This window comes from Chelativorans salis, assembly GCF_025336525.1.
Lineage (GTDB): Bacteria > Pseudomonadota > Alphaproteobacteria > Rhizobiales > Rhizobiaceae > Chelativorans > Chelativorans salis.
In genome coordinates this window covers 61,992-78,602 of the sequence record NZ_JAOCZP010000011.1, presented here as the reverse complement: position 1 = coordinate 78,602, position 16,611 = coordinate 61,992, and the positions used below count along the sequence as shown (strand labels likewise).

15 protein-coding genes are annotated in these 16,611 nt (G+C 62.3%); 11 read left to right on the top strand and 4 right to left on the bottom strand.

All coding sequences use genetic code 11. The annotated features are described in order from the left end of the window. Positions 1 to 180: 180 nt before the first annotated feature. Positions 181 to 564: a hypothetical protein gene (locus tag N5A92_RS24190; protein ID WP_260906932.1), complete on the bottom strand. Its 384-nt coding sequence runs from the start codon at positions 562 to 564 to the stop codon at positions 181 to 183. Between the two features lie 38 nt (positions 565 to 602). Then, positions 603 to 1,928, bottom strand: a complete 1,326-nt coding sequence (locus N5A92_RS24185; RefSeq protein ID WP_260906931.1) for an NAD(P)/FAD-dependent oxidoreductase — start codon at positions 1,926 to 1,928, stop codon at positions 603 to 605. 179 nt (positions 1,929 to 2,107) lie between these two features. Here N5A92_RS24185 and argE point away from each other — a divergent pair, with 179 nt between their 5' ends. The 6 genes from argE (at position 2,108) to N5A92_RS24155 (ending at position 8,660) form a co-directional block, all read left to right on the top strand. Further along, the gene (gene argE / locus N5A92_RS24180) at positions 2,108 to 3,250 is read left to right on the top strand and encodes an acetylornithine deacetylase (RefSeq protein WP_260906929.1); all 1,143 of its coding nucleotides are present in this window, start codon (positions 2,108 to 2,110) and stop codon (positions 3,248 to 3,250) included. 84 nt (positions 3,251 to 3,334) lie between these two features. Then, positions 3,335 to 4,258, top strand: a complete 924-nt coding sequence (locus tag N5A92_RS24175) for a 2-hydroxyacid dehydrogenase (protein ID WP_260906927.1) — start codon at positions 3,335 to 3,337, stop codon at positions 4,256 to 4,258. Positions 4,259 to 4,290: 32 nt separating this feature from the next. Further along, positions 4,291 to 4,644 (top strand): cupin domain-containing protein, encoded by a 354-nt coding sequence (locus N5A92_RS24170; RefSeq protein WP_260906924.1) that lies wholly within the window; start codon positions 4,291 to 4,293, stop codon positions 4,642 to 4,644. A 29-nt stretch (positions 4,645 to 4,673) separates the two neighbouring features. Next, the gene (locus N5A92_RS24165; RefSeq protein WP_260906923.1) at positions 4,674 to 6,137 is read left to right on the top strand and encodes an aldehyde dehydrogenase family protein; all 1,464 of its coding nucleotides are present in this window, start codon (positions 4,674 to 4,676) and stop codon (positions 6,135 to 6,137) included. 6 nt (positions 6,138 to 6,143) lie between these two features. Next, complete coding sequence (locus tag N5A92_RS24160) at positions 6,144 to 7,187, top strand: tartrate dehydrogenase (RefSeq protein WP_260906922.1); 1,044 nt, start codon at positions 6,144 to 6,146, stop codon at positions 7,185 to 7,187. A 15-nt stretch (positions 7,188 to 7,202) separates the two neighbouring features. Further along, positions 7,203 to 8,660, top strand: a complete 1,458-nt coding sequence (locus N5A92_RS24155) for an NAD-dependent succinate-semialdehyde dehydrogenase (RefSeq protein ID WP_260906921.1) — start codon at positions 7,203 to 7,205, stop codon at positions 8,658 to 8,660. Positions 8,661 to 8,705: 45 nt separating this feature from the next. Here the strand turns inward: N5A92_RS24155 and N5A92_RS24150 are convergent, their stop codons facing one another. Continuing rightward, complete coding sequence (locus N5A92_RS24150; RefSeq protein ID WP_260907044.1) at positions 8,706 to 9,983, bottom strand: NAD(P)/FAD-dependent oxidoreductase; 1,278 nt, start codon at positions 9,981 to 9,983, stop codon at positions 8,706 to 8,708. Positions 9,984 to 9,994: 11 nt separating this feature from the next. Further along, positions 9,995 to 10,663, bottom strand: coding sequence for a haloacid dehalogenase type II (locus tag N5A92_RS24145; RefSeq protein WP_260906920.1), 669 nt, complete (start codon positions 10,661 to 10,663; stop codon positions 9,995 to 9,997). Positions 10,664 to 10,834: 171 nt separating this feature from the next. On the opposite strand from N5A92_RS24145, the gene N5A92_RS24140 reads away from it, so the two are divergent. The 5 genes from N5A92_RS24140 (at position 10,835) to N5A92_RS24120 (ending at position 16,611) form a co-directional block, all read left to right on the top strand. Next, positions 10,835 to 11,671, top strand: coding sequence for a GNAT family N-acetyltransferase (locus N5A92_RS24140; protein WP_260907042.1), 837 nt, complete (start codon positions 10,835 to 10,837; stop codon positions 11,669 to 11,671). Between the two features lie 15 nt (positions 11,672 to 11,686). Next, on the top strand, positions 11,687 to 13,084 hold the full coding sequence (locus N5A92_RS24135; protein ID WP_260906918.1) for an aspartate aminotransferase family protein: 1,398 nt from the start codon (positions 11,687 to 11,689) through the stop codon (positions 13,082 to 13,084). A 123-nt stretch (positions 13,085 to 13,207) separates the two neighbouring features. Next, positions 13,208 to 14,812 (top strand): ABC transporter substrate-binding protein, encoded by a 1,605-nt coding sequence (locus tag N5A92_RS24130; protein WP_260906917.1) that lies wholly within the window; start codon positions 13,208 to 13,210, stop codon positions 14,810 to 14,812. 26 nt (positions 14,813 to 14,838) lie between these two features. Beyond that, positions 14,839 to 15,792 (top strand): ABC transporter permease, encoded by a 954-nt coding sequence (locus N5A92_RS24125; protein WP_260906916.1) that lies wholly within the window; start codon positions 14,839 to 14,841, stop codon positions 15,790 to 15,792. A 3-nt stretch (positions 15,793 to 15,795) separates the two neighbouring features. Continuing rightward, positions 15,796 to 16,611 (top strand): ABC transporter permease, encoded by an 816-nt coding sequence (locus N5A92_RS24120; protein WP_260906915.1) that lies wholly within the window; start codon positions 15,796 to 15,798, stop codon positions 16,609 to 16,611.

Genomic DNA, 16,611 nt, shown 5'->3' with positions numbered 1-16,611 from the left:
GCCACGCCTCCTATAGGCTCAATTGGACATCCGCGTCACGCAGGGCGGCCACGCAACGGTCCAGATCGCGCTTCAGCATGTAGATGTGGGAAGAAGCCACCCGCAACCCTTAGTGATGCTCGACCTCGCGACATTTGACGTGGACCCGACATCTCTCCCGCAATGCGCATTCCAAGGCTTTCAGATCAACGCCATCGACGGAAGAGAAGCTGAGTGCCCCACGCTCGTCGCCCTCGAGCGGCGTGTACAGCCGGAAACCCGGAATGTCTCCGTTGATAATCCATCCGAGGAATTGCGGTTCAGTGCAATTTCCGTTGGCGCACAGTCAATCAGCCGAACGGGCGCAGCCTTTGTTTCGGGCAGCGCGGCGTCCAATTTGCTCCAAATGCTAATGTCGCGATTGCAGTTGGTGGGGCGGTAGGCCTCGTCAACGGCTTGCTCGACGACGAGGGGCGGCGGGCTGACGACGGCATTATTGATATTCATCAGCGGTTCCTGCTTTGAATAGGTAGTGCTAACCTCTTCCCGGAACGCCGCCGAAACGACCACCTGTGCATTGTCCACGGCTGCCTCCCGTGCTTTCCGGCCTTTGCGTCGGAACATCAGATGCTTCCCACTTGAACTTTCGAGCCGTCACGGAACCGCGACAGGCGGAACGGTGTGGGATCGACACACGGCGTTTCGCCGGCAACTAGGTCCGCCGCGAGATGGCCGATGCCAGGGCCGATGCCGAAGCCGTGCCCGGAGCAGCCGGCGGCGATAAACAGGCCCGGCACCGCTTCACCATGCGAGATCACCGGCACGGCATCCGGGGTGGAATCGACGTAGCCCCCCCAGGAGGAAGCCATCTCGACGCCGGACATGGCCGGAAACAGGGCTTTCACTCGCGCCATTATTTTTTTGATTACGCGTGCATCGGGAAGGGGGTCGAGCACGCGGATGCGCTCGAAAGGCGTGGGCCTGTCCATGCGCCACTTCCCGAAAGCCTCCGGCCCTTCGAAGAAGGACCGGCTGATGCCGATCTCGATTGCCTTCAGCCGCTTGACGAACATCGGCAGGAAGGCGCGTGCATGGCGGATCCCTTGTGGCGTGAGTTCGAGCGTCGCCTTGCCGCTGATCGCCAATGTGTAGCTGCCGTCAATCCGGCGCGTGAGCGCGCAGTCGGGTGTGTAGATCGCTTCGCCAAGATTCGGCGCAGGGCCGGTGCGAAGCGTGCTCTGGCGGATGCTGGCCTGCGGAAAGGAAATTCCATGCATGCGCAGGAAAGCCGAAGCCCAGGCGCCGGCGGCGCAAAGCACTGCATTGGTCCGGATCAACCCTTTTTCGGTGACGACGCCGCTCACCCTTCCATTCGTGAGATCAAGGCCGCGTGCAGCGCAGTCCTGGTGAATGGTCGCGCCATGCGTGCGCGCCCCCTCGGCAATCCGGGGCGCGGCGAGCCACGGTTCAGCCTTGCCGTCATCTACCGAGTTTACCCCGCCCAGCCAATTGCGACCGTGGCCTCCGGGAACGGCAGCACCGGCCTCGGCGGCTGTCAGCATCCGCGTGTTGACGTTAAACTGTCGTGCTGTCTCGCGCCACTTTTCCCATTCGGCAAGCTGCTTGGGATTGTCCGTCGCATAGACCAGACCGCAGCGCCGGAAGCCGAGGTCCTGCCCGATCTCTTCGGTCAGCTGGTCCCACAGACGCAAGGCCAGGCCGGAGAGCGGCAATTCCCGCGCATCGCGGTTTTGCTGACGGCACCAGCCCCAGTTCCGGCTCGACTGCTCGCACCCGACATACCCCTTTTCGAGGAGCGCCACAGACAGGCCACGTCGCGCCAGGAAATATGCCGCGCTCGCGCCGACGATACCGCCTCCGATCACAACGACGTCCGCCGAAGCGGGAAGTCTTTCATCACTGCTGATCCGGTGGGCAACGGGTGACATGAACTAGGCCTTTAATTCTTGCAATGTTGGTAGCAGTATCGGTTCATCGCCTCCGCAGAATTCATCTATAGACCGATAGGATTCGGAATCTTGCGCCGAATCTGCCGCGTTTTCGGCAGGTGACGCGGTCGATGCCTGCCTACCCTCGCAGCATCCGATCCAATTGCCGGAGCGACCGCTTGAACGCCGAAGAAATCCTCGCACGACTTGTCGCCTTCCCCACGGTCGTTGGTCGACCGAACGATGAAATTGTGAGCTGGATTCGGGCTTACGCCGAAGGCGTCGGTGCCACCGTGACGGTGCTGCCCGGTCCGGAAGGGGATAGGGCCAACCTGTTCGCCACGCTCGGCCCGCGCGACGTGCCGGGCTATGTTTTGTCCGGGCATATGGACGTGGTGCCTGCCGGCGAGCCGGAATGGTCGTCAGATCCTTTCCGCCTGCGCCGCGATGGCGAGCGCCTCTACGGGCGCGGCAGCAGCGATATGAAAGGCTTCCTGGCGGCGGTGCTCGCGGCATTGCCCGCCCTTGGTGCTCGGCGGCTCGCCCGGCCCATACATCTTGCCTTCTCCTATGACGAGGAAGCGGGCTGCCATGGCGTGCCACACATGATCGCGCGGCTGCCTGAGCTCTGCGCCCCACCCCTTGGCTGTATCATCGGCGAACCGAGCGGCCTCACGCCCATCCGAGCGCACAAGGGAAAGGCTGCGGTGCGGCTGGCGATCACGGGTCGTTCGGGGCATTCCTCGCGCCCGGATCAGGGCCTCAATGCCATCCACGCCATGGCGGCTGTGCTCAACGAAGCAGTGGCGCAAGCGAAAGCGCTGGAGAAGGGGCCGTTCGACGGCAGCTTCACGCCACCATTTTCTTCGCTGCAGGTCGGCGTCGTCCAGGGAGGGCAGGGGGTCAACATCATCCCCGACACTTGCGCGGTGGAACTGGAGGCGCGGGCCATTGCCGGGGTTGACCCAATGCGTCTGCTTGCCTCGATCAAGGCGGAGGCGGTAGCACTGGCAAAAGAAGGGTTCGGGATCGAGTGGACGCTCCTGTCCAGCTATCCGGCGTTGTCATCGCGGGAAAACGAAAGCCTCGCAACGCTTCTCTCGGAACTGACGGGCCATGACCCCATAGCTGCCGTTAGCTACGGCACGGAAGCCGGTCTTTTCGAGGCCGCCGGCCTGCCGGCCATCATCTGCGGCCCCGGCGATATCGCCCGTGCGCACAGGCCCGACGAATATATCGAAACCGGCGAACTCGCCGCCTGCCAAATGCTGATCGAAGCGATCGGCGCACGCCTGCAGGCTGAGGATCATAATTCGATGTGATGTGCCGCTCGGCCGTCGTCCTTCGGCGCATTCTGCCGCCGGGCTGCGTCATGCTTGGCCGCATAGAACCGAAAGAGATGGCAGATGGCTTTCCTGTTCAATTCAGATGCCGAACGAGCGAAAGTCTTCGCGGCTGAGTTTGCCCGCGAACTACCCGGCCTGCGTTTCGCTTCCCGGCCCGACGCGGTCGATGCTGCTGAAGTACGGTATCTGCTGACCTGGACCGCGCCCGAAGGTATTCAGCAATATCGAAATCTCGAAGTGCTGTTCTCGATTGGAGCCGGTGTCGATCAGATCGATACCACTGGGCTGCCTCCCACCGTCAAGCTCGTGCGCATGGTGGACGAGGAGATCGTTCGCATGATGCAGGAATATGCGACAATGGCTGTGCTGGCCCTGCATCGCGATCTGCCCGGCTATCTCGCCCAGCAGGCCGACGCTGTCTGGCGGGCCCGATCGGCACGCCAGGCTCGCGAGCGCCGTGTAGGCGTCCTCGGCCTTGGCGTTTTGGGTGCCGCCGTGCTGGAGCGGCTGGAACCCTTTGGTTTTCAGCTTCAGGGCTGGAGCCGATCTCCGCGTAGCATTCCGGGCGTCGCCTGCTATAGCGGGCGTTCCGAGTTGAAGAGCTTTCTCGGGCAAACCGACATTCTCGTATGTCTGTTGCCGCTCACGGCAGAAACGCACGGCATACTGGATGCCGAACTGTTTTCAGCGCTGCCCTGCGGCGCCAGCCTTGTCCATGTAGGACGCGGACCGCAACTCGATCACGGCGCATTGCTCGAGGCGCTCGATAACGGGCAGATCTCGAGCGCCGTAATCGATGTGACTGAACCCGAACCACTTCCTTCCGGCCACCCGTTCTGGCGCCATCCCAAGGCGCTTCTGACCCCGCACATTGCCAGCGTGACCTCCCCGCGGAGCGCCGCAAGGGCTGTCATCGAGAATATCCGCAGGCACGAGGACGGGATCGACCCAATCGGGCTTGTCGACCGCAGCCGCGGTTATTGACCCCTCTCGTTCAAGAAAAACAGGAGAATACAATGACGCTACTCAAAACCATCGACCCGAACCCCTCCTTCGAACCGAAGCACGCGACCCCTGCGCCAGACCGGCTGATCGCAGGCAATCCCGCCTTCAAGACGTGGGCGCAGGACAGCGACAAGGACGGCAGTGTGAATACCGGCGTCTGGGAAGCCACTCCAGGCGAGACGCACTCGATCAAGGGCGAGACGTTTGAGTTCTGCCACATTCTGAACGGCGTGATTGAGCTGACCGAGAAGGGCAAGGAGCCGGTCATCTATCGCGCCGGCGACAGTTTCGTGCTCAAACCCGGCTATGTCGGCGTGTGGAAGACGATCGAGACGGTGCGGAAAATCTACGTGACCGTCACCTGACACGAGCACCGCTACCTATAGGCTTGCCCATGTCGCTCAGCTTTGATCCAGACCGCCTTGACCTTCCAAAGGGGCACTTCATCGGCGGCGCCTGCGTGCCGGCGAGGGGCGTACTGCCGATGCACCGTCCCTCCGATGGCAAGGAATTCGGCGCCTGTCCGATCGCCTCGGAGGACTTCGTCGACCAGGCGGTGGCAACCGCGAAGAAAGCCTTGCGTGACAGCGGCTGGGCTACGTGTCCGCCGCGCCGGCGCACCAACCTCTTGCACCGCTGGGCCGACCTCATGGAGGCCGAGGCAGTCACCCTGGCGCGACTGGAGGCCTTCTGCTCCACGCGTCCCGTCGGCCAGCTGATCGAAGGCGATATTGCGGTGACGGCCGAGCAGATCCGCTTCTTCGCCGAATTCGCCGACAAGGAAGGCGGCGACGTCGTGCCGACCGGGGACGCCAGTCTCGGTATGGTGATGAGCGAGCCTTACGGAGTCGTAGGCGCGATCACGCCATGGAACGTGCCGCTTTCCATGGCCGGCTGGAAGCTCGGGCCGGCGCTGGCCGCAGGCAATGCGGTCGTCTTGAAGCCCTCGGAGTTGACGCCGTTTTCGACGCTCTTCATCGCGGAGCTTGCCGAGCGTGCAGGCCTGCCGTCTGGCTTGATCAATATCGTCCTCGGCGACGGCCCGACGACGGGGGCCGCCATCACCGCCCATCCGGACATTGCAAAGCTCAGCTTTACCGGTTCGACGGCGGCCGGCTCGGCCATCATGGAGAATATCGCGCGCACCGGCGTGAAACCCATGACGCTGGAGCTCGGCGGCAAGAGCCCGCAGCTGGTTTTCGCCGACGCTGACCTCGACCTCGCCGCCAATGCGATTGTCACCAGCATTCTCGCCAATGCCGGTCAGGCATGCGTGGCGGGGTCCCGGCTCATCATCGAGGAAAGCGTGGCCGCGCCGGTTGTCGCCGCCATTGCCGCTCGCATGAAGGCGGTAAGTGCCGGGCCGACTTGGGACGAGACGAGCACCTATTCACCGATCATCTCGGAACGGCAGCTCCAGCGCATTCACAGGCTCGTCCAGGCTGCAGGCAGGGAGGGGGCCGAACGCCTGGTCGGCGGGGCGGCCATGGACCATCCAGGCTACTTCTACCAGCCGACGCTGCTTGCCGGCGTCCAGCAGGACTCACCGGCGGTGCAGGAAGAAATCTTCGGCCCCGTGCTGACGGTTCAAACCTTCCGCGAGGAAGAAGAGGCGGTCGCGCTCGCCGATCATCCGGTCTACGGCCTTGCCGCGGGTCTTTTCACACGCGACCTCTCCCGGGCAGTGCGCATCACCCGCGCGCTGCAGGCCGGTACGGTTTGGGTCAACCGCTACAGCCGCTCGCGCGATCACATCCTCCCGACCGGCGGTTACAAGCGCTCGGGCATCGGCAAGGATCTCGGACGCGAAGCCTATCTTGCCAATCGCAAGAGCAAGAGCGTGCTGATTGCCCTGTGAGGAACGATGAAGACGCATTCGATAGCAATCATCCCGGGTGACGGCATCGGCCGTGATGTGATGGAAGCGGCCTGGCACGTGTTGCTTGCGGCAGCCCATGGCGCGGGCATGATCCTCGAGGGGACACGATTTCCTTGGTCGTGCGACTATTATCTCGAAACTGGCAGAATGATGCCGGAGGACGGCATCGAGACGCTAAACCGTTTCGACTCGATCCTCCTGGGCGCGGTCGGCTGGCCGGAGAAGGTGCCTGACTCGCTGTCGCTTCACGGCCTGCTACTGCCGATACGCAAGGCGTTCCAGCAATACGCCAACATTCGCCCTCATCGGCTGCTGCCCAGCGTCGAGGGACCGCTCAAGAAGACGGAATTCGACATTCTCTGCATTCGCGAGAATACAGAAGGCGAATATTCCGGCGCCGGGGGCCGCGTCCATCGGGGCACGGACAACGAAGTGGCCGTGGAAACGGGGATATTTACCCGCAGGGGCGTGGAACGCATCCTGCGTTTCGCCTTCGAGCAGGCGAGGTCCCGGCGCGGGAAACTCGCATCGGTCACCAAGTCGAATGCGCAGAAGCACTCCATGGTGTTCTGGGACGAAGTCACCCGGGAACTGGCTGAGCAATATCCTGACGTCGAGGTCACGAGCTATCACATCGACGCCATGGCCGCGCGTATGGTCATGGTTCCGGAGAGCCTGGATGTGATTGTCGCTTCAAACCTCTTCGGCGATATCCTGACGGATCTTGGGGCGGCTATTCAGGGCGGTCTCGGCTTCGCCGCTTCCGCGAACATCAATCCCGACAGGAGTGTCCCGTCGATGTTCGAGCCGGTCCACGGCTCGGCTCCCGATATCGCGCATCTCGGCATCGCCAATCCGATCGCAGCCATCTGGTCCGGCGCGCTCATGCTCGACCATCTGGGCGAGAGCAGCGCGGCGGAGCGGATCATGTTTGCGCTGGAGGCGGTAACCGCACGGGGCATCGGCACCGTCGCCGGCCGCAACCGCACAGATGAGATCACCAATGCCGTGCTGGCAGCACTGGACTGAAACGGAGACCTGCAAGTGAAAGCATTGAGAGATCCCGGGCTGTTCCGTCAGGAAGCCCTGATTGGCGGTGCATGGCGGACGGCCGCATCGGGGAAGACAGTTACCGTCACCGACCCGGCGACCGGCGAAACGCTCGGCATCATTCCCGATCTCGGTCGGGAGGAAACTCGCGAGGCGATCGATGCTGCGGAGGGCGCCTTTGCGGACTTTCGGCGCACCACCCACGCAGAGCGCGCAGCGCTGCTGGAAACCTGGTATGATTTGATACTCGAGCATCAGGAAGATCTCGCGCGTATTATGACCCTGGAACAGGGCAAGCCGCTGGCCGAGGCGCGCGGGGAGATCGTCTATGCCGCGTCTTTCGTAAAGTGGTTCGCCGAGGAAGTCCGCCGGATTGGTGGGACGACCATTTCCGCACCTCAGCGCGACCGCCGCATCATCGTCCTCAAGGAAGCGGTCGGCGTCGCCGCCGTCATCACGCCCTGGAACTTTCCGGTGGCGATGATCACTCGCAAGGTCGCCCCAGCCATCGCGGCCGGATGCACCACCGTGATCAAGCCTTCCGAATTCACGCCACACTCGGCACTCGCCGTGGGCGTGCTGTCCGAACGTGCGGGTATCCCGGCAGGTGTCGTAAACATCGTCACCGGCATGCCCGCCGAAATCGGACAAGAGCTGACGGGCAATTCGGCGGTACGGAAGATATCCTTCACCGGCTCAACCCGCGTCGGGGCGCTTTTGATGCGGCAGGCGTCGGACAGCATCAAGCGGTTGAGCCTTGAGCTCGGCGGCAACGCACCCTTTATTGTCTTCGACGACGCCGATCTCGATATGGCGGTCGAGGGTGTCATGGCCTCCAAGTTCCGCAATGGCGGTCAGACCTGCGTCTGCGCAAATCGCATCCTCGTTCAGGAGGGGATCTATGATGTCTTTGCGGAGAAGCTCGCCGTGCGTGTTTCGGCTCTCAAGGTAGGGTCCGGTCTGGAGGAGGGGGTGCAAATCGGTCCCATGATCAGCCGGGCGGCCATCGAGAAGATCGAGCGCCATATTGACGACGCGCTTGCCAAGGGTGCTCGGCCTATCGGTGCGCGCCCGGCCGTGCCGTTGGGCTCGCAATATACTGCGCCCGTCGTGCTGGCCGATGCCAACACTGACATGCTGCTGGCGAGCGAAGAGACCTTCGGGCCGGTTGCGCCCCTGTTCCGCTTCAAGAACGATGAGGAGGCGATCGCGATCGCCAATGCCACGCCCTACGGTCTCGCTGCCTATTTCTACACGGAGAGCCTGAAGCGTGCATGGGCGGTGGGTGAGGCGCTGGAGTTCGGCATGGTCGGCCTCAACACCGGTACCATCTCTACCGAGGTCGCCCCCTTCGGCGGTGTCAAGCAGTCCGGCCTCGGCCGTGAGGGCGGCCAGGCCGGCATTGACGAATATCTCGAGACGAAGAGCTTCCATATCGGCGGCCTGAACTGAGCCGCGCGCGCCGGGCTGCTTGTTGCAGCCCGGCGTAATCGGCTCTCAGCGGATAAGGTCCAGAAAGCGGTACCACAGCCCCATGGCAGGCATGAACCACGGCGTGCCCGAATAAAGCGGCAGCGCCGGCCAGGGCATATCCCGGAAAGGATTCCGGTCGTCTCGCCCCAGAATGATGTCTGCCATGACCGTGCCCATATGCACCGACATATGTGTGCCGTGGCCGGAATAGCCCATGGCGAAGTGCATACCGTCCATAAAACCAGCGCGCGGAAAGCGGTCCTTGGTCATGTCCACCAAGCCGCCCCAGCAATAGTCGATCCCGATATCGGCCAGATGGGGGAAAATGCCTGCAAGGTTTGCCCGCAATATGGCGCCGCTTTTCGAATCTGAGCGTTGATCTACGCGTGCCGAGAACCGTGCGCGGCCGCCGAAGATCAGGCGCCTGTCGGGCGCTAGGCGGAAATAATTGACGAAGTTGTTCGAGTTCACATAGGTGCGGTCGCGGGGCACGGTTGCGGCGATCTCCGCATCCGTCAGCGGCCGCGTGGCGATGATGAAGGCGCCGACGGGCACGATGCGGCGGCGCAGTTCCGGGAACGGCCCGGAGGTGTAGGCACCGGTGGCAACGAGGACGTTGTCCGCCAATACGCTGCCGCGCGCCGTCGTCAGCTTGTGACGGCCCGCTTCGCGGGACCGAGCTGTGACGGCGGCGTCCTCGAAGATCACCGCGCCGGCTTTCTTTGCGGCCTCTGCTAGGCCATTCACAAAGCGGCCCATGTGCATCATCCCCGCTTTCCGCGAGAGCATGGCACCGTAAAAGCCATCCGAGCCGATTTCATCTGCAAGCTCGGTCCGGCCGAGAAGCGCCGTGTCGGGATCGGCCTCCTTGTGAAGGGCTTCGAAGTTGCGCGCAAGAGCGTCGAAATGCTTCGGCTTGGATGCCAGCTTCAGCTTGCCGCCGCGGCGGAACGCGCAATCGATCTTCTCGTCGCGGACGATGCCTTCCACGGTGTCGACCGCGTCGTCGAAGGCGTGATAGAGCGCAACGGCCTTCTCGGTGCCGAACCGGGCCTTCGTCGCTAAAAAACTGTGGGCCAGCCCGTTGTTGACATGCCCGCCATTACGGCCCGACGCCCCGCAGCCGACGCGGTCGGCTTCCAGAACGGCGACGCGGGCGCCGCCCCGGGCCAGTTGCCGGGCGGCGGCGAGCCCCGTAAAGCCGCCGCCGATCACAACGATGTCGAAGTGCCCCTCGACGGGGCCTTCGCGCGCGCCGGAGAACGGTGGCGCGGTGTCTTGCCAGTAGGATACGAAGCGCATCACTCAGCCCTTCAAAGACCGAAAACCCCGGGCAGTCCCGAGATATCCGCGATTTCCGTATATTCGTAGTAGGGATTGGCGGGCTCGTGATGGCGATTGACCCAAACCTTGCTTTTGATCCCCAGATCGTAGGCAGACATCAGATCATACCGGAAAGACGAGGAGACGTGGGTAACGTCCTCAGGGCCGCATCCGAGCATGTCGAACATATACTCGAACGCCCTGAAATGCGGTTTGTACGCACGTGCCTGTTGGGCGGTGTACACGGCATGGAACGGCGCGCCCAGCGTTTCCACGTTTGACGGAATCTGGGCGTCCATCGCATTCGAGAGAATAACCAGGGGAATTTCCTTGGCTACCTTGGCCAGTCCCTCGGGCACGTCCGCATGCGGACCCCAGCCTGGGATGCGGTCGTAGATCATTTCCGCATCCTCTGCCCGGAACGGCAGGTTGTTGCGCCGGCAGGTACGCTCCAGCGCATTGTGGACGACTTCTGCATACGGCTTCCACTCATGAGTCACTTCGTCGAGGCGGTATGCCGAGAAATTCCTGATGAATTTGTCCATGCGCGGCGCATCCAGAATCTGCGCATAAAGATCCCTGGAGGCCTCCGCCATCGCGAAGTGGATCAGCGTGCCATAGCAGTCGAAGGTGACGTATTTCGGCCGGAAGCGGTTCATGGTCATGTTCCTTATAGATGATCTTCCTCCATCGAGCATAGCGGCGGGCCTGGGGCAGAATGTGCTGCAATGCGCAGTCATTCGGTAGAAGGCTCATCCGCTCAGGGCGAAATCGGCACGACCTTTCACTCCGCTCCTTCTAGCGTGAGGGCAATGGCAAGGAGAAGAAACATGGACACTGAAGCCATCGCATTCGCGCCTTTTGAAGCGCACCATCTCGACGGAGCCGTGGCCCTTTCACGTGAGGCCGCCTGGCCGCACCGGAAGGAAGACTGGGCCATGATATGGGCTCTGAGTGAAGGTCGGGTCGCGCTCGAAGGCGATAGCGTCGTGGGCACGGCGTTCATGACCCCCTTCGGTGAAACATGCGCAACACTCAATCTGATTATTGTCGATGAAAGAATGCGCGGCCGCGGATTGGGGCGACGGCTGACCGCCGCTGCGCTCGAGCTTGCGGGGGATCGCGAGTGCCGCCTGACCGCCACGGCAGACGGGCTGCCGCTTTATGAGAAGCTGGGCTTTGTCGCGACCCACAAGATCCGTCAGCACCAGGGCATTACCGGACAGATCGATGCGCCTGCGAACGTAAAATGGGTGGGACCGGAGGCTTTGCCGACTCTCGTCGCGCTTGATCGTGCTGCCTTCGGCGCGAATCGCGCGGCGCTCTACGAAGCGCTGGCGAAAGAGGGGCCGTTTGCCGCGATCCAGAACGGTGAGAGTATCGTCGCTTTCGCGGCCACGCGACCATTCGGGAGGGGCGAAGTCGTCGGGCCGGTCGTGGCGGAGAACGTCGACCAGGCGAGGGACCTGATCGCCTTCATTCTCTCCGGCAAGCAGGGCCGCTTCGTGCGCATCGACATCCCTGAGCACGCCGGCCTTTCGTCATGGCTTGAAGGATTGGGTCTCGCTCATGTGGGTGGCCCCATCGCCATGGTTCGGGGCGCGACAGACAAATCGCAATCCGCCGGCGTTCGCACCTTCGCCCTGGCCAGCCAGGCCCTTGGCTGAATCGGAGACGATATTATGCTGAGCAATTCGCTCGTTGAGCTCGACCGCGCCCATCTCATTCATCCCGTCGCCTCTTGGCGCGGGCATGAACAGGCGGGCGTCCGATTGCTCACCTCTGCCAAGGGAGCAACGGTGACGGATACCGCCGATCGGCATCTCCTGGATGGCTTCTCCGGCCTGTGGTGCGTCAACGCCGGCTACGGCCATGACAGCATCGTCGAGGCGGCGAGCCGGCAAATGCGCGAACTGCCCTACGCGACGGGCTATTTCGGGCTCGGGAGCGAGCCGGCTGTCCGCCTTGCCGCGGAACTGGCCGAACGAGCGCCCGGCGATCTCAACCACGTCTATTTCACGCTGGGCGGATCGGATGCGGTCGATTCCAGCGTAAGGTTCATCAGCTACTATCACCACGCGAAAGGCGAACCGCAGCGCGACCAGTTCATCTCGCTGGAGCACGGATATCACGGCTCCTCCACCGTGGGGGCGGGACTGACGGCCCTGTCCGCCTTCCATCAGGGTTTTGGTCTGCCTTACCCGTGGCAGCATAAGATTCCGTCCTCCTATCCCTATCGCAATTCTGCCGGCACCGACGATGCGTCCAACATCGCCGCTTCCGTGGCAGCGCTGCGGGCAAAAGTGGCCGAGATCGGCGCGGACCGCGTGGCTGCCTTCTATGCTGAACCGATACAGGGATCGGGTGGCGTTATTGTTCCACCCCGCGGCTGGATGAAGGCAATGCGCGACACATGCCTGGAACTGGGTATCCTGTTTGTCGCCGATGAGGTCATCACCGGTTTCGGCCGCACCGGGCCGCTATTCGCTTGCGCAGAAGATGATGTTGTTCCGGATCTCCTGACCGTCGCCAAGGGACTAACCTCGGGTTATGCGCCTATGGGCGCGGTGTTCCTATCCGAACATGTCTACAACACGATTGCTGATGGTGCCGGGTCGTCTGCTGTTGGCCACGGCTTCACCTATTCGGCCCATCCGGTCAGTGCTGCGGTCGGGCTGGAGGTTCTGCGGCTCTATGAAGAGGGTGGGCTTTTGGCGAACGGACGCGTCATGGGTGCCCGGCTCATGGAAGGTCTGCAAAGTCTCAGCGATCATCCGCTCGTGGGCGACGTGCGCGGCCGCGGCATGCTGGCGGCGCTGGAACTTGTTATCGACAAGGAGAGGAAGACGCCGTTGCCGGCCGCTGCGGAAGCCGGCCGGCGCATCTTCGAACGCGCCTGGGACTGTGGTCTCATTATCCGAGCCTTTGCCCACGGCTGTATCGGCTACGCACCGCCCCTTTGCTGCACGGAAGCCGAGATCGACGCCATCGTTGAGAAGACGCGCCGGGTTCTCGATCTGACGCTCGAAGATGGCGACGTCCGTGCCGCGATGCGGGGGGAGTCACAAAATGCCGTCTGAGACTGCCATACGCCACTTTCTGCCGTGCGGGGCATGCGTTTTAGAGTGCGCGCATGGCGCGGGAGCGTAGACTGAAGAACACAATAACAAGCAAGGCCGCAACCAAAACCAAAGGGGATTACAATGACGACACGTGACTGGTCGGATCGAGACGGCGCCATGGTGGCGGGTCTCATGCAAAAAGGAATGGGCAGGCGCGATGTTCTGCGCATGCTGACAGCAGGCGGGCTCGCGATGACCTCGGCTGGCGCCATGCTGACACACGCCGGCCGGGCTTTCGCCCAAACACCGGTTAGAGGCGGTTCGATCCGCGTTGCCGGCATCACGTCGTCGAACGCAGACACGCTCGATCCCGCCAAGGCCTCCAATCAGACAGACTATATCCGTGCCTGCGCCTTCTACAACCGCCTCACGGTCCTCGACAATGGCGGCCTTCCGCAGATGGATTTGGCGGAAAGCGTCGATAGCGCCGACGCCAAAACCTGGACCATACGCCTCAAAAGCGGCGTCACCTTCCACGACAGCAAATCCCTGACCTCCGCCGACGTGGTCTATTCGCTGCAGCGGCACCTGGACGAGACGGTCGGCTCCAAGGTCAATTCCATTGCCAAGCAGATGACGACAATCCGCGCCGTCGATGACCTTACGATCGAAGTCGGGCTCGATACGGCAAACGCGGACCTGCCGACTATCCTGGCCTTGCATCACTTCATGATTGTGGCCGATGGGACAACGGACTTCACTAAGGGCAACGGCACCGGGCCGTTCATCTGCGAGAGCTTCGAGCCCGGCGTGCGCGCAATCGGTGTCAGGAATCCGAACTACTTTAAGGACGGCAAGCCTTACCTCGATTCATTCGAACACTTCGGCATTGCCGACAACTCGGCGCGGGTCAACGCTCTCCTGTCCGGTGACGTTCATCTCGCTTCATCGGTTAAGCCGCAATACCTGCGCCTGGTCGAGAACAATCCGGCAATCGCGCTGGTAACGACGAATGCTGGCAACTACACCAACCTCAATGTGCGCCTCGACCTAGAGCCTGGGATGAAGGCCGGTTTCGCTGAGGGCCTCAAGCACTTGCTCAACCGCGAGCTCATCGTCAACTCGATCTTGCGCGGGGTTGGCGAGATCGGCAACGATCAGCCGATCCCCTCTGCCAGCTTCTACTACAATCATGAATTGCCCGCCAAACCCTTCGATCCAGAAAAGGCTCGGTTCCTGTTCGAGAAGGCGGGCCTGTTGGGTCAGACGATTCCGATCGTCGCATCTGACGCCGCCGACGCTTCGGTGGAAATGGCGACGGTTCTGCAGCAGGCGGGCGCTGAGATCGGGATGAAATTCGAAATCCAGCGTGTGCCGTCGGACGGCTACTGGTCGAACTACTGGCTGAAATCGCCGGTTCACTTCGGCAACATCAATCCGCGTCCGACGCCGGATATCTACTTCTCGCTCCTTTATGCCTCCGACGCACCCTGGAACGAAAGCCAGTACCGTTCGGAAGCTTTCGATAAGCTCCTGCTCGAGGCACGCGGTCTGCTCGACCTTGAGCGCCGCAAGGAGATCTACCATCAGATGCAGGTGATGATCGCCGGCGAGGCCGGAACGGCAATTCCCGCCCGGAGCGGCACCATCGACGCGATGACCTCGAAACTCAAGGGGTTCGAAGCCAACCCGCTAGGCGGCCTGATGGGCTATGCATTCTCCGAGCATGTCTGGCTAGAGGCGTGATCCTGAGCAACTGAAGGGCGCCCTCCATGAGAACGGTTCTGTTTCAGCTCCTGGTGGGGCGCCTGGCAATCGGCCTGGCGACGCTTTTCATTGTCGCCATCGTCGTCTTCAGTGCGACGATGCTGCTGCCGGGTGATGTGGTCGAAGTCCTGCTTGGCCAGGCGGCGACGCCTGAGGCCATAGCAGGGCTGCGGACCGCCATGCATCTGGACGATCCTGCACCTGTCCGCTTTGTCCATTGGTTGATGGGGCTGTTGCAGGGTGACTTAGGCCAGTCCTATGTCAACAATCTGCCAGTTGCTGATCTGATAGCCTCCCGCCTGCCCAACACCCTGCGGCTTGCCGGCGTCACGGCAGCCATTGCCATACCGCTGTCGCTGTTCCTCGGCATCACCGCTGCGGTGATGCGCGGCACCCCATACGACAGGACGGTGAGCATTCTCACTGTGGCGGTCATTTCGGTTCCCGAATTCATGACCGCCACATTGGCAGTGCTCTTCTTCTCCGTCTGGCTCGGCTGGTTGCCCGCCCTCTCCCACCTCAATCACGTGGACAGCATTGGCGACATGATGCGGGTCTACGCTATGCCGGTCATTTCGCTGACCTTCGTCGTCTCGGCTCAGATGATCCGCATGACCCGCGCTGGCGTCATCGAAACGCTCGACTCCCCTTACGCCGAGATGGCGCGGCTCAAGGGCGCGTCCCCAGCGCGTGTGGTATTGCGTCACGCTCTGCCGAATGCGCTTGGTCCGATCGTCAACGCAATGGCGCTCTCGCTGTCCTACCTCCTCGGCGGTGTCATCATCGTTGAGACCATCTTCAACTATCCCGGCATTGCTCGCCTGATGGTAGACGCGGTCGCTACCAGGGATCTGCCGCTCATCCAGAGCTGCGCGATGATCTTCTGCGTCGGCTACCTCATTCTGGTGATGCTGGCCGACATCGTCGCTCTGATGGCGAACCCGAAACTGAGAGGTTAAGCCATGTTTGGATTCCGAGTCCCGTTACCTAGCCTGATTGGCCTCGTCGTCCTTCTGGCCTGGGCTGTGGTCGCCATTGCTGCTCCGCTGCTGGTGCCCTATTCTGTCGGCGAGATCGTCGACTTCGATATCTTCGGCCCCGCCACGGATCAATTCTGGTTCGGGACGGATTATCTGGGACGAGATGTCTTCTCCCGCATACTCATGGGGGCCCGTGTCACTATCGGGATATCGCTCGCCGCCGTAACGCTGGCGGTGGTGGCTGGCGTCGGGCTCGGCATGCTCGCAGCCCTCCTCGGCGGCAAGTTCGATTCGCTCCTGAGCCGCTTCTTCGATGCCCTGAGCTCGATTCCGAACAAGCTTTTTGCGCTCGTGGCAGTGGCCGGCGGCGGCTCGTCGATCCCGATGCTGATTGCCATTCTTGCCTTGATCTACACGCCCGGCTCCTACCGCTTCGCGCGCTCGCTGGCGGTCAACATCAACGCGATGGACTATGTCATCGTGGCGCGGCTGCGCGGCGAAAGCTTCTTCTATCTGGCGCGTGCGGAAATCCTGCCCAACATTCTTGGGCCGGTGCTGACGGATTTCGGTCTCAGGTTCGTCTTTATCGTTCTCCTGCTTTCGAGCCTGTCGTTTCTGGGGCTGGGCGTACAGCCGCCGCTCGCCGATTGGGGCGCACTGGTGCGCGAGAATATCGGGGGGCTACCCTTCGGTGCGCCGGCGGTGATTTTGCCGTCGCTTGCCATCGCGAGCCTGACGATTGCCGTCAACATCACCATCGACAACCTGCCGAGAAAAATCCGGGATCGGAGTGCGTGA